General features: G+C 51.0%; 14 protein-coding genes. All 14 read left to right on the top strand.

Annotation, left to right across the window (positions count from 1 at the left end; all coding sequences use genetic code 11):
- Nucleotides 1–3 precede the first annotated feature (3 nt).
- Nucleotides 4–312 carry an RNA chaperone Hfq gene (hfq, locus tag AABJ99_RS21335; protein WP_001051883.1) on the top strand — a complete coding sequence of 103 codons (309 nt, stop codon included), beginning with the start codon at nt 4–6 and terminating at the stop codon, nt 310–312.
- Nucleotides 313–388: 76 nt separating this feature from the next.
- On the top strand, nt 389–1669 hold the full coding sequence (gene hflX, locus AABJ99_RS21330; RefSeq protein WP_000460360.1) for a ribosome rescue GTPase HflX: 1281 nt from the start codon (nt 389–391) through the stop codon (nt 1667–1669).
- 85 nt (nt 1670–1754) lie between these two features.
- Nucleotides 1755–3014 (top strand): FtsH protease activity modulator HflK, encoded by a 1260-nt coding sequence (hflK, locus tag AABJ99_RS21325; RefSeq protein ID WP_000312477.1) that lies wholly within the window; start codon nt 1755–1757, stop codon nt 3012–3014.
- 2 nt (nt 3015–3016) lie between these two features.
- A complete protein-coding gene (gene hflC / locus AABJ99_RS21320; RefSeq protein ID WP_001232412.1) occupies nt 3017–4021 on the top strand; it encodes a protease modulator HflC in 1005 nt (334 codons plus the stop codon).
- An 81-nt stretch (nt 4022–4102) separates the two neighbouring features.
- Nucleotides 4103–4300 (top strand): DUF2065 domain-containing protein, encoded by a 198-nt coding sequence (yjeT, locus tag AABJ99_RS21315; protein ID WP_001089292.1) that lies wholly within the window; start codon nt 4103–4105, stop codon nt 4298–4300.
- A 103-nt stretch (nt 4301–4403) separates the two neighbouring features.
- Nucleotides 4404–5702, top strand: coding sequence for an adenylosuccinate synthase (gene purA, locus AABJ99_RS21310; RefSeq protein ID WP_000527940.1), 1299 nt, complete (start codon nt 4404–4406; stop codon nt 5700–5702).
- A 204-nt stretch (nt 5703–5906) separates the two neighbouring features.
- Nucleotides 5907–6332 (top strand): nitric oxide-sensing transcriptional repressor NsrR, encoded by a 426-nt coding sequence (gene nsrR / locus AABJ99_RS21305; protein ID WP_001177637.1) that lies wholly within the window; start codon nt 5907–5909, stop codon nt 6330–6332.
- 38 nt (nt 6333–6370) lie between these two features.
- Entirely contained in the window at nt 6371–8812 is a 2442-nt protein-coding gene (gene rnr / locus AABJ99_RS21300) for a ribonuclease R (RefSeq protein ID WP_000076316.1), read from the top strand.
- Between the two features lie 180 nt (nt 8813–8992).
- Nucleotides 8993–9724, top strand: a complete 732-nt coding sequence (rlmB, locus tag AABJ99_RS21290; RefSeq protein ID WP_001293282.1) for a 23S rRNA (guanosine(2251)-2'-O)-methyltransferase RlmB — start codon at nt 8993–8995, stop codon at nt 9722–9724.
- Between the two features lie 126 nt (nt 9725–9850).
- Nucleotides 9851–10252: a YjfI family protein gene (gene yjfI / locus AABJ99_RS21285; protein WP_338387447.1), complete on the top strand. Its 402-nt coding sequence runs from the start codon at nt 9851–9853 to the stop codon at nt 10250–10252.
- An 18-nt stretch (nt 10253–10270) separates the two neighbouring features.
- On the top strand, nt 10271–10969 hold the full coding sequence (gene yjfJ, locus AABJ99_RS21280) for a PspA/IM30 family protein (protein ID WP_338387446.1): 699 nt from the start codon (nt 10271–10273) through the stop codon (nt 10967–10969).
- The gene (locus AABJ99_RS21275) at nt 10969–12039 is read left to right on the top strand and encodes a potassium channel family protein (RefSeq protein WP_000466338.1); all 1071 of its coding nucleotides are present in this window, start codon (nt 10969–10971) and stop codon (nt 12037–12039) included. Before yjfJ ends, AABJ99_RS21275 begins: the two co-directional genes overlap by 1 nt.
- Complete coding sequence (gene yjfK / locus AABJ99_RS21270; RefSeq protein ID WP_039021170.1) at nt 12036–12695, top strand: YjfK family protein; 660 nt, start codon at nt 12036–12038, stop codon at nt 12693–12695. Before AABJ99_RS21275 ends, yjfK begins: the two co-directional genes overlap by 4 nt.
- A 17-nt stretch (nt 12696–12712) precedes the next feature.
- A complete protein-coding gene (gene yjfL / locus AABJ99_RS21265) occupies nt 12713–13111 on the top strand; it encodes a DUF350 domain-containing protein (protein ID WP_000547753.1) in 399 nt (132 codons plus the stop codon).
- Nucleotides 13112–13113: the final 2 nt, after the last annotated feature.

Below are 13113 nucleotides of genomic sequence, written 5' to 3'. Positions count from 1 at the left end.
AGAATGGCTAAGGGGCAATCTTTACAAGATCCGTTCCTGAACGCACTGCGTCGGGAACGTGTTCCAGTTTCTATTTATTTGGTGAATGGTATTAAGCTGCAAGGACAAATCGAGTCTTTTGATCAGTTCGTGATCCTGTTGAAAAACACGGTCAGCCAGATGGTTTACAAGCACGCGATTTCTACTGTTGTCCCGTCTCGCCCGGTTTCTCATCACAGTAACAACGCCGGTGGCGGTACCAGCAGTAACTACCATCATGGTAGCAGCGCGCAGAATACTTCCGCGCAACAGGACAGCGAAGAAACCGAATAAGGTTTCATGCTGTTTTTTTTACACGGGGAGCCAGCGATCCTGCGTTCCCCGCTGATCTATTTAGAGGGTTATACGCTTGTTTGACCGTTATGATGCTGGTGAGCAGGCGGTACTGGTACACATCTATTTTACGCAAGACAAAGATATGGAAGACCTCCAGGAGTTTGAATCTCTGGTCTCTTCCGCCGGTGTCGAAGCATTGCAGGTGATTACCGGTAGCCGTAAAGCGCCGCACCCAAAGTATTTTGTAGGTGAAGGTAAAGCAGTTGAAATTGCGGAAGCTGTCAAAGCGACGGGTGCTTCGGTCGTTCTTTTTGACCATGCCCTGAGCCCGGCGCAAGAGCGTAACCTGGAGCGTTTGTGCGAGTGTCGTGTTATCGACCGCACCGGCCTTATTTTAGATATTTTCGCCCAGCGTGCGCGTACCCATGAGGGTAAGTTGCAGGTTGAGCTGGCGCAGTTGCGCCATCTGGCTACGCGCCTGGTGCGTGGCTGGACCCACCTTGAAAGACAGAAAGGCGGGATCGGTTTGCGTGGTCCGGGTGAAACCCAGCTCGAAACCGACCGTCGTTTGTTGCGTAATCGCATCGTGCAGATACAGTCGCGCCTGGAAAGAGTTGAAAAACAGCGTGAGCAGGGGCGGCAATCGCGTATCAAAGCCGACGTTCCTACTGTTTCGCTGGTGGGATATACCAACGCCGGTAAATCTACCCTTTTCAATCGCATCACCGAAGCGCGGGTCTATGCGGCAGACCAGTTGTTTGCCACCCTCGACCCGACGTTGCGGCGTATTGACGTCGCGGATGTCGGTGAAACCGTGTTGGCAGATACCGTAGGGTTTATTCGCCACCTGCCGCACGATCTGGTGGCGGCATTTAAAGCCACGTTACAAGAGACGCGGCAAGCCACATTGCTGCTGCACGTCATTGACGCGGCAGATGTGCGAGTACAAGAAAACATCGAAGCGGTGAATACGGTTCTTGAAGAGATCGATGCTCACGAGATCCCAACCCTGCTGGTGATGAACAAGATCGATATGCTGGAAGATTTTGAACCGCGTATTGATCGGGACGAAGAGAACAAACCGATCCGTGTCTGGCTTTCTGCGCAGACCGGAGCGGGGATACCACAGCTTTTTCAGGCTTTGACGGAGCGTCTTTCCGGCGAGGTGGCGCAGCATACATTGCGTCTGCCGCCGCAGGAAGGGCGTCTGAGAAGTCGTTTTTATCAGCTTCAGGCAATAGAAAAAGAGTGGATGGAGGAGGACGGCAGCGTAAGTCTGCAAGTTCGTATGCCGATCGTTGACTGGCGTCGCCTCTGCAAACAAGAACCGGCGTTGATCGATTACTTGATCTAACGGCGTAGCGTCTGAAGCGTGGAGTCATATCCTCTGGCGTCGAAAGACAACAGGGATCACCGCATAACAAATATGGAGCACAAACATGGCGTGGAATCAGCCCGGTAATAACGGACAAGACCGCGACCCGTGGGGAAGCAGCAAACCTGGCGGCAACTCTGAGGGAAATGGAAACAAAGGCGGTCGCGATCAAGGGCCACCTGATTTAGATGATATCTTCCGCAAACTGAGCAAAAAGCTCGGTGGTCTGGGCGGCGGTAAAGGCACCGGATCTGGCGGTGGTAATTCATCGCAAGGCCCGCGCCCGCAGCTTGGCGGTCGTGTCGTTACCATCGCAGCGGCAGCGATTGTCATTATTTGGGCGGCCAGTGGTTTCTACACCATTAAAGAAGCCGAACGCGGCGTGGTAACACGCTTTGGTAAATTCAGCCATCTGGTTGAGCCGGGTCTGAACTGGAAACCGACGTTTATCGACGAAGTCAAACCGGTGAACGTGGAAGCCGTGCGTGAACTGGCTGCTTCCGGTGTGATGCTGACGTCGGACGAAAACGTGGTGCGCGTTGAGATGAACGTACAGTACCGCGTCACCAATCCGGAAAAATATCTGTATAGCGTGACCAGTCCGGATGACAGCCTGCGTCAGGCTACCGACAGCGCCCTGCGTGGGGTTATCGGTAAATACACCATGGATCGCATTCTGACGGAAGGTCGTACCGTGATTCGTAGCGATACTCAGCGCGAACTGGAAGAGACGATTCGTCCGTATGACATGGGTATCACTCTGCTGGACGTCAACTTCCAGGCAGCTCGTCCGCCGGAAGAAGTAAAAGCGGCGTTTGACGATGCGATTGCCGCGCGTGAAAACGAACAGCAATACATTCGTGAAGCAGAAGCGTATACCAACGAAGTTCAGCCGCGTGCGAACGGTCAGGCGCAACGTATCCTCGAAGAGGCGCGTGCGTACAAGGCTCAGACTATCCTGGAAGCCCAGGGTGAAGTGGCACGCTTTGCTAAACTTCTGCCGGAATATAAAGCTGCGCCGGAAATTACCCGCGAGCGTCTGTATATCGAGACGATGGAAAAAGTGTTGGGCAACACCCGCAAAGTGCTGGTTAACGATAAAGGTGGCAACCTGATGGTTCTGCCGTTAGACCAGATGCTGAAAGGTGGCAATGCCCCTGCGGCGAAGAGCGATAACGGTGCCAGCAATTTGCTGCGTCTGCCGCCAGCCTCTTCCTCCACAACCAGTGGAGCAAGCAACACGTCGTCCACCAGTCAGGGCGATATTATGGACCAACGCCGCGCTAACGCGCAGCGTAACGACTACCAGCGTCAGGGGGAATAACGATGCGTAAGTCAGTTATCGCGATTATCATCATCGTGCTGGTAGTGCTTTACATGTCTGTCTTTGTCGTCAAAGAAGGTGAGCGCGGTATTACGCTGCGTTTTGGTAAGGTACTGCGTGACGATGACAACAAACCTCTGGTTTATGAGCCGGGTCTGCATTTCAAGATACCGTTCATTGAAACGGTGAAAATGCTCGACGCACGTATTCAGACCATGGACAACCAGGCCGACCGCTTTGTGACTAAAGAGAAGAAAGACCTGATCGTCGACTCTTACATCAAATGGCGCATCAGTGATTTCAGCCGTTACTACCTGGCAACGGGCGGTGGCGACATTTCGCAAGCGGAAGTGCTGTTGAAACGTAAGTTCTCTGACCGTCTGCGTTCTGAAATTGGTCGCCTGGACGTGAAAGACATCGTCACCGATTCCCGTGGTCGTCTGACCCTCGAAGTACGTGACGCGCTGAACTCCGGTTCTGCGGGTACAGAAGATGAAGTTACTACCCCGGCGGCAGATAACGCCATTGCCGAAGCGGCAGAGCGCGTAACGGCTGAGACGAAGGGTAAAGTACCGGTCATCAACCCGAACAGTATGGCGGCGCTGGGTATTGAAGTTGTCGATGTGCGTATCAAGCAGATCAACCTGCCGACCGAAGTGTCTGAAGCGATCTACAACCGTATGCGCGCCGAGCGTGAAGCGGTAGCACGTCGTCACCGTTCACAAGGTCAGGAAGAAGCGGAAAAACTGCGCGCGACTGCCGACTATGAAGTAACCAGAACGCTGGCAGAAGCTGAGCGTCAGGGCCGCATCATGCGTGGTGAAGGCGATGCAGAAGCAGCCAAACTGTTTGCTGATGCATTCAGTAAAGATCCGGACTTCTACGCATTCATCCGTAGCCTGCGTGCTTATGAGAACAGCTTCTCTGGCAATCAGGACGTGATGGTCATGAGCCCGGACAGCGATTTCTTCCGCTACATGAAGACGCCGACTTCCGCAACGCGTTAATATAACGACTGCGGTACAGGTCAATAAAGCCACCGCATCCTCAGGGATGTCGGTGGTTTTCTTTTTCTATAAGGATAATGAATGAATTCGACAATCTGGCTGGCGCTTGCCCTGGTTTTGGTGCTGGAAGGTTTAGGGCCGATGCTTTACCCGAAGGCATGGAAGAAGATGATCGCTGCGATGACCAATTTGCCCGATAATATTTTACGTCGTTTTGGCGGTGGACTTGTGGTTGCGGGCGTTGTGGTCTACTACATGTTGAGGAAAACGATTGGCTGAACAAAAAACAGACTGATCGAGGTCATTTTTGAGTGCAAAAAGTGCTGTAACTCTGAAAAAGCGATGGTAGAATCCATTTTTAAGCAAACGGTGATTTTGAAAAATGGGTAACAACGTCGTCGTACTGGGCACCCAATGGGGTGACGAAGGTAAAGGTAAGATCGTCGATCTTCTGACTGAACGGGCTAAATATGTTGTACGCTACCAGGGCGGTCACAACGCAGGCCATACTCTCGTAATCAACGGTGAAAAAACCGTTCTCCATCTTATTCCATCAGGTATTCTCCGCGAGAATGTAATCAGCATCATCGGTAACGGTGTTGTGCTGTCTCCGGCCGCGCTGATGAAAGAGATGAAAGAACTGGAAGACCGTGGCATCCCCGTTCGTGAGCGTCTGCTGCTGTCTGAAGCATGTCCGCTGATCCTTGATTATCACGTTGCGCTGGATAACGCGCGTGAGAAAGCGCGCGGCGCGAAAGCGATCGGCACCACGGGTCGTGGTATCGGGCCTGCTTATGAAGATAAAGTGGCACGTCGTGGTCTGCGTGTTGGCGACCTTTTCGACAAAGAAACCTTCGCTGAAAAACTGAAAGAAGTGATGGAATATCACAACTTCCAGTTGGTTAACTACTACAAAGCTGAAGCGGTTGATTACCAGAAAGTTCTGGATGATACGATGGCTGTTGCCGACATCCTGACTTCTATGGTGGTTGACGTTTCTGACCTGCTCGACCAGGCGCGTCAGCGTGGCGATTTCGTCATGTTCGAAGGTGCGCAGGGTACGCTGCTGGATATCGACCACGGTACTTATCCGTACGTAACTTCTTCCAACACCACTGCAGGTGGCGTGGCGACCGGTTCCGGCCTGGGCCCGCGTTATGTTGATTACGTTCTGGGTATCCTCAAAGCTTACTCCACTCGTGTAGGTGCAGGTCCGTTCCCGACCGAACTGTTTGATGAAACTGGTGAGTTCCTCTGCAAGCAGGGTAACGAATTCGGCGCAACTACGGGTCGTCGTCGTCGTACCGGCTGGCTGGACACCGTTGCCGTTCGTCGTGCGGTACAGCTGAACTCCCTGTCTGGCTTCTGCCTGACCAAACTGGACGTTCTGGATGGCCTGAAAGAGGTGAAACTCTGCGTGGCTTACCGTATGCCGGATGGTCGCGAAGTGACTACCACTCCGCTGGCAGCAGACGACTGGAAAGGTGTAGAGCCGATTTACGAAACCATGCCGGGCTGGTCTGAATCCACCTTCGGCGTGAAAGATCGTAGCGGTCTGCCGCAGGCGGCACTGAACTACATCAAGCGTATTGAAGAACTGACCGGTGTGCCGATCGATATCATCTCTACCGGCCCGGATCGTACTGAAACCATGATTCTGCGCGACCCGTTCGACGCGTAATTCTGGTACGCCTGGCAGATATTTTGCCTGCCGGGCTAACAGTGTGATACATTGCTGTGTCGGGTTAGCCATTATGCTATCCGACACAGTGTTAAATCCTCGCTTTTTTCCTTCCCCGAACTGAAATAAATTAGCGACACAGCTTGTGGCTGGTTTATCATCAATATAAATGTATTTTTTCCCGCTTTCCCTTTTGAGGTTGATGTGCAGTTAACGAGTTTCACTGATTACGGATTACGTGCGCTGATCTACATGGCGTCATTGCCAGAAGGGCGGATGACCAGTATTTCTGAAGTGACTGACGTCTACGGCGTCTCCCGTAATCATATGGTCAAAATAATCAATCAACTTAGTCGTGCCGGCTACGTGACTGCTGTTCGTGGAAAAAATGGCGGCATTCGCCTGGGGAAACCGGCGAGTGCGATACGTATTGGTGATGTGGTGCGCGAGCTGGAACCTTTATCGCTGGTGAATTGCAGCAGTGAGTTTTGCCACATTACACCTGCCTGTCGGTTGAAACAGGCACTTTCTAAGGCCGTGCAAAGTTTTCTTATGGAACTGGATAACTACACGCTTGCCGATTTGGTTGAAGAGAATCAACCGCTTTATAAATTATTGCTGGTGGAGTGACGAAAATCTTCATCAGAGATGACAACGGAGGAACCGAGATGTCACAAGATCCTTTCCAGGAACGCGAAGCTGAAAAATACGCGAATCCCATCCCTAGTCGGGAATTTATCCTCGAACATTTAACCAAACGTGAAAAACCGGCCAGCCGTGATGAGCTGGCGGTAGAACTGCACATTGAAGGCGAAGAGCAGCTTGAAGGCCTGCGTCGCCGCCTGCGCGCGATGGAGCGCGATGGTCAACTGGTCTTCACTCGCCGTCAGTGCTATGCGCTGCCGGAACGCCTCGACCTGGTGAAAGGTACCGTTATTGGCCACCGTGATGGCTACGGCTTTCTGCGGGTTGAAGGGCGTAAAGATGATTTGTATCTCTCCAGCGAGCAGATGAAAACCTGCATTCATGGCGATCAGGTGCTGGCACAGCCGCTGGGCGCTGACCGTAAAGGCCGCCGTGAAGCGCGTATTGTCCGCGTACTGGTGCCAAAAACCAGCCAGATTGTTGGTCGCTACTTTACCGAAGCGGGTGTCGGCTTTGTGGTTCCTGACGACAGCCGTCTGAGCTTCGATATTTTAATCCCGCCCGATCAGATAATGGGCGCGCGGATGGGCTTTGTGGTGGTGGTTGAACTGACCCAACGCCCGACTCGCCGTACCAAAGCAGTGGGTAAAATCGTCGAAGTGCTGGGCGATAATATGGGCACCGGCATGGCGGTTGATATCGCCCTGCGTACCCATGAAATTCCGTACATCTGGCCGCAGGCTGTTGAGCAACAGGTTGCCGGGCTGAAAGAAGAAGTGCCGGAAGAGGCGAAAGCTGGCCGTGTCGATCTGCGCGATTTACCGCTGGTCACCATTGATGGCGAAGACGCCCGTGACTTTGACGATGCAGTTTACTGCGAGAAAAAACGCGGCGGCGGCTGGCGTTTATGGGTCGCGATTGCCGACGTCAGCTACTATGTGCGTCCGCCAACGCCGCTGGACAGGGAAGCGCGTAACCGTGGCACGTCGGTGTACTTCCCTTCGCAGGTTATCCCGATGCTGCCGGAAGTGCTCTCTAACGGCCTGTGTTCGCTCAACCCGCAGGTAGACCGCCTGTGTATGGTGTGCGAGATGACGGTTTCGTCGAAAGGCCGCCTGACGGGCTACAAATTCTATGAAGCGGTGATGAGCTCTCACGCGCGTCTGACCTACACCAAAGTCTGGCATATTCTGCAGGGCGATCAGGATCTGCGCGAGCAGTACGCCCCGCTGGTTAAGCATCTCGAAGAGCTGCATAACCTCTATAAAGTGCTGGATAAAGCCCGTGAAGAACGCGGCGGGATCTCGTTTGAAAGCGAAGAAGCTAAGTTTATTTTCAACGCTGAACGCCGTATTGAGCGTATCGAACAGACCCAGCGTAACGACGCACACAAGTTAATTGAAGAGTGCATGATTCTGGCGAATATCTCGGCGGCGCGTTTCGTTGAGAAGGCCAAAGAACCGGCACTGTTCCGTATTCACGACAAGCCGAGCACCGAAGCGATAACCTCTTTCCGTTCAGTGCTGGCGGAACTGGGGCTGGAATTGCCGGGTGGTAACAAGCCGGAACCGCGTGACTACGCGGAACTGCTGGAATCGGTTGCTGACCGTCCTGACGCAGAAATGCTGCAAACCATGCTGTTGCGCTCAATGAAACAAGCGATTTACGATCCGGAAAACCGCGGTCACTTCGGTCTGGCATTGCAGTCCTATGCGCACTTTACTTCGCCGATTCGTCGTTATCCTGACCTGACGCTCCACCGCGCCATTAAGTATCTGCTGGCGAAAGAGCAGGGGCATCAGGGGAATACCACTGAAACCGGCGGCTACCATTATTCGATGGAAGAAATGCTGCAACTGGGTCAGCACTGTTCGATGGCGGAACGTCGTGCCGACGAAGCAACGCGCGATGTGGCTGACTGGCTGAAGTGTGACTTCATGCTCGACCAGGTAGGTAACGTCTTTAAAGGCGTAATTTCCAGCGTTACCGGCTTTGGCTTCTTTGTTCGCCTGGATGACTTGTTCATCGATGGTCTGGTCCATGTCTCTTCGCTGGACAATGACTACTATCGCTTTGACCAGGTGGGACAACGCCTGATGGGTGAATCCAGCGGCCAGACTTATCGCTTGGGCGATCGCGTGGAAGTTCGCGTCGAAGCGGTTAATATGGACGAGCGCAAAATCGACTTTAGCCTGATCTCCAGCGAACGCGCACCGCGCAACGTCGGTAAAACCGCGCGCGAGAAAGCGAAAAAAGGCGATGCAGGCAAAAAAGGCGGCAAGCGTCGTCAGGTTGGTAAAAAGGTAAACTTTGAGCCAGACAGCGCTTTCCGCGGCGAGAAAAAAACGAAGCCGAAAGCGGCGAAGAAAGACGCGAGAAAAGCGAAAAAGCCATCGGCGAAAACGCAGAAAATAGCCGCAGCGACCAAAGCGAAGCGTGCGGCGAAGAAAAAAGTGGCAGAGTGATCATTACCCTCTTCAAACAGAAGAGGGTCAGATTGCTGACAAAATGCGCTTTGTTCATGCCGGATGCGGCGTGAACGCCTTATCCGGCCTACAGAATCACGCAAATTCAATACATTGCAGGGATCATGTAGGCCTGATAAGCGTAGCGCATCAGGCAAAACGTAAACAACGAGTACATTAATGAGCGAAATGATTTACGGCATCCACGCAGTGCAGGCCCTGCTGGAGCGCGCCCCTGAACGTTTTCAGGAAGTCTTTATTTTAAAAGGCCGTGAAGATAAACGTCTGTTGCCGCTGATTCACGCCCTTGAGTCCCAGGGCGTGGTTATCCAGCTGGCAAACCGCCAATATCTCGACGAGAAAAGCGACGGTGCCGTGCATCAGGGCATTATCGCCCGTGTGAAGCCTGGACGGCAGTATCAGGAAAACGATCTGCCGGATCTGATCGCTTCGCTCGATCAGCCGTTCCTGTTGATCCTCGACGGTGTAACCGATCCGCACAACCTCGGCGCGTGCCTGCGCAGCGCGGACGCCGCAGGCGTTCATGCGGTGATTGTGCCGAAAGATCGCTCCGCACAGCTCAACGCCACGGCGAAAAAAGTGGCCTGCGGCGCGGCAGAAAGCGTTCCGCTGATTCGGGTGACTAACCTGGCGCGCACTATGCGTATGTTGCAGGAAGAGAATATTTGGATCGTCGGTACGGCAGGAGAGGCGGATCATACGCTCTATCAGAGCAAAATGACCGGACGGCTGGCACTGGTGATGGGCGCAGAAGGTGAAGGCATGCGTCGCCTGACTCGTGAACATTGCGATGAGTTGATCAGCATCCCCATGGCAGGAAGCGTTTCTTCCCTGAACGTTTCGGTAGCGACCGGCATTTGCTTATTTGAAGCGGTACGCCAGCGTAGCTAATTTCTCTGAATTATGAAAAACCATCCATATTTGGATGGTTTTTTTTTGTCTGGAGCTGGTAAGATAATTACGTGCTACAAATATTTATATTATTAATATTTCAACTTAATCACTATGGAATAATATATGACATGGAATCCGTTGGCGCTGGCGACGGCGCTGCAAACTGTACCTGAACAAAATATTGATGTAACAAATAATGAAAACGCATTAATTATTAAAATGAATGATTATGGCGATTTGCAAATCAATATTCTTTTTACTTCCCGCCAAATGATCATCGAAACCTTTATTTGCCCGGTAAGTAGTATCAGCAATCCAGATGAATTTCATACCTTCTTATTAAGAAATCAGAAGATGATGCCGTTGTCATCGGTAGGGATCTCCAGCGTGCAACAGGAAGAGTATTACATTGTTTTCGGGGCGTTATCGCTTAAATCTTCTCTTGAATATATCCTGCTGGAAATAACCACGCTGGTAGATAACGCTTTGGATCTTGCTGAAATTACAGAAGAATATTCACACTAATTACAAGGACAGGTATTTATGGGAATTTTAAAAACTTTACTTACGCTGGGTAAATCGGTGATCTCGCAAGCGGAAGAATCCATTGAAGAAGCACAGGGCGTTAGAATGCTTGAACAGCATATACGCGATGCCAAAGCAGAACTGGATAAGGCCGGTAAATCACGTGTCGATCTACTGGCAAGAGTGAAATTGAGCAACGATAAACTGAAAGATTTACGTGAGCGTAAAGCCAGTCTGGAAGCTCGCGCGCTGGAAGCGTTAAGCAAGAATGTTAATCCGTCGTTGATTAACGAAGTTGCTGAAGAAATCGCCCGTCTTGAGAATCTCATTACCGCTGAAGAGCAAGTGTTGTCGAATCTGGAGGTCTCTCGCGATGGTGTGGAAAAAGCGGTTACAGCGACAGCACAGCGTATCGCTCAATTTGAGCAACAAATGGAAGTCGTTAAAGCTACTGAAGCCATGCAGCGTGCACAACAGGCCGTAACGACCTCTACTGTTGGCGCATCTTCCAGCGTTTCGACAGCGGCAGAATCCTTAAAGCGTCTGCAAACGCGTCAGGCCGAACGTCAAGCTCGCCTGGATGCTGCCGCACAGCTGGAAAAAGTGGCAGATGGTCGCGATCTTGATGAAAAACTGGCGGAAGCCGGGATTGGCGGTAGCAACAAAAGTAGCGCCCAGGATGTATTAGCAAGACTGCAACGCCAACAGGGCGAGTAATGTTCTTCTCATGGATCATTAAAACCTGCCGACGTCACCTTTCCAGGCTTACCTGGCCGGCATTGACTGGATTATTTACAGGACAGTATCTGTTTTGTTATCTGGTGTTAACTGCGTTGCATGAAGAGGCGTTGGTAGGTCAACTTAGTAATTTTATTTATTACTGCTCGGTTGTGGGATCAACGCTGGGGTTTGGTGATATCACACCCCAAACGGTGGGGGGACGTCTGTTCACAGCGCTCTGGCAGATTCCTGTGAGTGTTGGTTTATTTGGCGCTTTAATGGGAAAAGTCATTGCATTAGTGCAAGACATATTGGCGAAAGGAATGACGGGAATGGGCGACTACAGCAATTTGCGCAACCATATGCTGGTCATTGGATGGCGCGGGCATCAGACTGAAAAGATGATTTCATTATTGTTGTTTGATTCCCGAAGAGCATTTGGCCGGGTACTTTTGTGTGAGCGGGATGATATTCAACATCCGATGCCTGGAAATAATTGGGTCGATTTCATTCGTATTAGTAATTTTAATGATCCGCATGAACATACCCGCATGGGACTGGCAAATTGCCAAAGTGTCATCATCTTTTCGCAAACAGATGAGCAGACGTTCACGACCGCACTATCCCTGGCGGATTTTATTCCTGAAAGATGCCATATCGTCGCTTATCTGGAAGATGAACGCTACGCTCGTTTATTAGAGGTTCATTGTCAACGTATTGAAATAGTGCGAAATATTTCAGCAGAACAACTTTCCCGTTCAATACAAGATCCCGGTTCATCTCAATCAGTGGCATCGATTATGAATCCAATGCTGGGGGATACGGGGTTTGTTTTACCGATTCCTGAACGGGTTACCTCAATGCGTTATGGCGCATTGATGCATTATATGAAACTTCATCATGATGCCACCGTCCTGGGAATAAGCAGTTGTAAAAATGGTAGGGGAATGGAACTGAATCCAGTCATTGCAACGGAAGTTAAAGGCGGTATGTGGCTGCATCTTATTGGCAATAACCGTATTTTGGCTGAAGAAGTGGCATGGCAGGACATTGAGGGAAGCATATGACAAGTTTTTTCAAGCGTCTGTTTGGTAAGGATGATAAACCTGTAATCGCACGTGGCCCGCTGGGACTTCATCTCAATAGCGGCTTTACGCTCGACACGTTAGCGTTTCGTTTGCTGGAAGATGAATTGCTGATTGCGCTGCCGGGTGAAGAATTTACGGTAGCCGCTGTCAGCCACATCGATCTGGGCGGCGGTAGTCAGATTTTCCGCTACTACACTTCGGGCGATGAATTTCTGCAAATCAATACCACCGGCGGCGAAGATATTGATGACATTGATGATATAAAGCTCTTTGTCTATGAAGAGAGCTACGGTATCAGCAAAGAGAGCCACTGGCGCGAAGCGATCAACGCTAAAGCGATGGGGGCAATGACTTTAAACTGGCAGGAAAAACGCTGGCAGCGATTTTTTAACAGCGAAGAACCGGGGAATATCGAACCCGTCTATATGCTGGAAAAAGTTGAAAATCAAAACCACGCCAAATGGGAAGTGCATAATTTTACCATGGGCTATGAACGGCAGGTGACCGAAGATACCTGTGAATATTTGCTGTTAAATGGTGAGGAATCTTTTAACGATCTCGGCGAGCCGGAGTGGTTATTTTCGCGCGCACTGGGTGTTGATATCCCACTGACATCACTTCATATTATTGGTTAATTACAAGGACGTTTACGATGCATATACTGGATTCACTTCTTGCCTTTAGCGCCTATTTTTTTATTGGCGTGGCTATGGTGATTATTTTTCTGTTTATCTACTCCAAAATTACACCGCACAACGAATGGCAGTTAATTAAAAACAATAATACCGCGGCGGCACTGGCGTTCAGTGGTACATTGTTGGGTTACGTGATCCCATTATCTAGTGCGGCAATCAATGCGGTGAGTATTCCGGATTATTTTGCCTGGGGCGGGATCGCACTGGTGATTCAGTTACTCGTTTTTGCTGGCGTCAGACTTTATATGCCAGCATTAAGCGAAAAAATTATTAATCACAATACCGCAGCAGGAATGTTTATGGGAACCGCCGCGCTGGCTGGCGGTATTTTTAACGCAGCTTGTATGACATGGTAATG

It is taken from the genome of Escherichia coli (assembly GCF_036503815.1).
Lineage (GTDB): Bacteria > Pseudomonadota > Gammaproteobacteria > Enterobacterales > Enterobacteriaceae > Escherichia > Escherichia coli_F.
The sequence above is the reverse complement of the archived record's forward strand: the minus strand, read 5'-3'. Positions and strand labels throughout refer to the sequence as shown.

Excerpts from the sequence above, each read along its gene's own strand:
- yjfI (WP_338387447.1), top strand. The coding sequence starts at position 9,851 with ATGACATGGAATCCGTTGGCGCTGGCGACGGCGCTGCAAACTGTACCT.
- rlmB (WP_001293282.1), top strand. The coding sequence starts at position 8,993 with ATGAGCGAAATGATTTACGGCATCCACGCAGTGCAGGCCCTGCTGGAG.
- hfq (WP_001051883.1), top strand. The coding sequence starts at position 4 with ATGGCTAAGGGGCAATCTTTACAAGATCCGTTCCTGAACGCACTGCGT.
- AABJ99_RS21275 (WP_000466338.1), top strand. The coding sequence starts at position 10,969 with ATGTTCTTCTCATGGATCATTAAAACCTGCCGACGTCACCTTTCCAGG.
- purA (WP_000527940.1), top strand. The coding sequence starts at position 4,404 with ATGGGTAACAACGTCGTCGTACTGGGCACCCAATGGGGTGACGAAGGT.
- yjfJ (WP_338387446.1), top strand. The coding sequence starts at position 10,271 with ATGGGAATTTTAAAAACTTTACTTACGCTGGGTAAATCGGTGATCTCG.
- rnr (WP_000076316.1), top strand. The coding sequence starts at position 6,371 with ATGTCACAAGATCCTTTCCAGGAACGCGAAGCTGAAAAATACGCGAAT.
- yjeT (WP_001089292.1), top strand. The coding sequence starts at position 4,103 with ATGAATTCGACAATCTGGCTGGCGCTTGCCCTGGTTTTGGTGCTGGAA.
- hflC (WP_001232412.1), top strand. The coding sequence starts at position 3,017 with ATGCGTAAGTCAGTTATCGCGATTATCATCATCGTGCTGGTAGTGCTT.
- yjfK (WP_039021170.1), top strand. The coding sequence starts at position 12,036 with ATGACAAGTTTTTTCAAGCGTCTGTTTGGTAAGGATGATAAACCTGTA.
- hflK (WP_000312477.1), top strand. The coding sequence starts at position 1,755 with ATGGCGTGGAATCAGCCCGGTAATAACGGACAAGACCGCGACCCGTGG.
- yjfL (WP_000547753.1), top strand. The coding sequence starts at position 12,713 with ATGCATATACTGGATTCACTTCTTGCCTTTAGCGCCTATTTTTTTATT.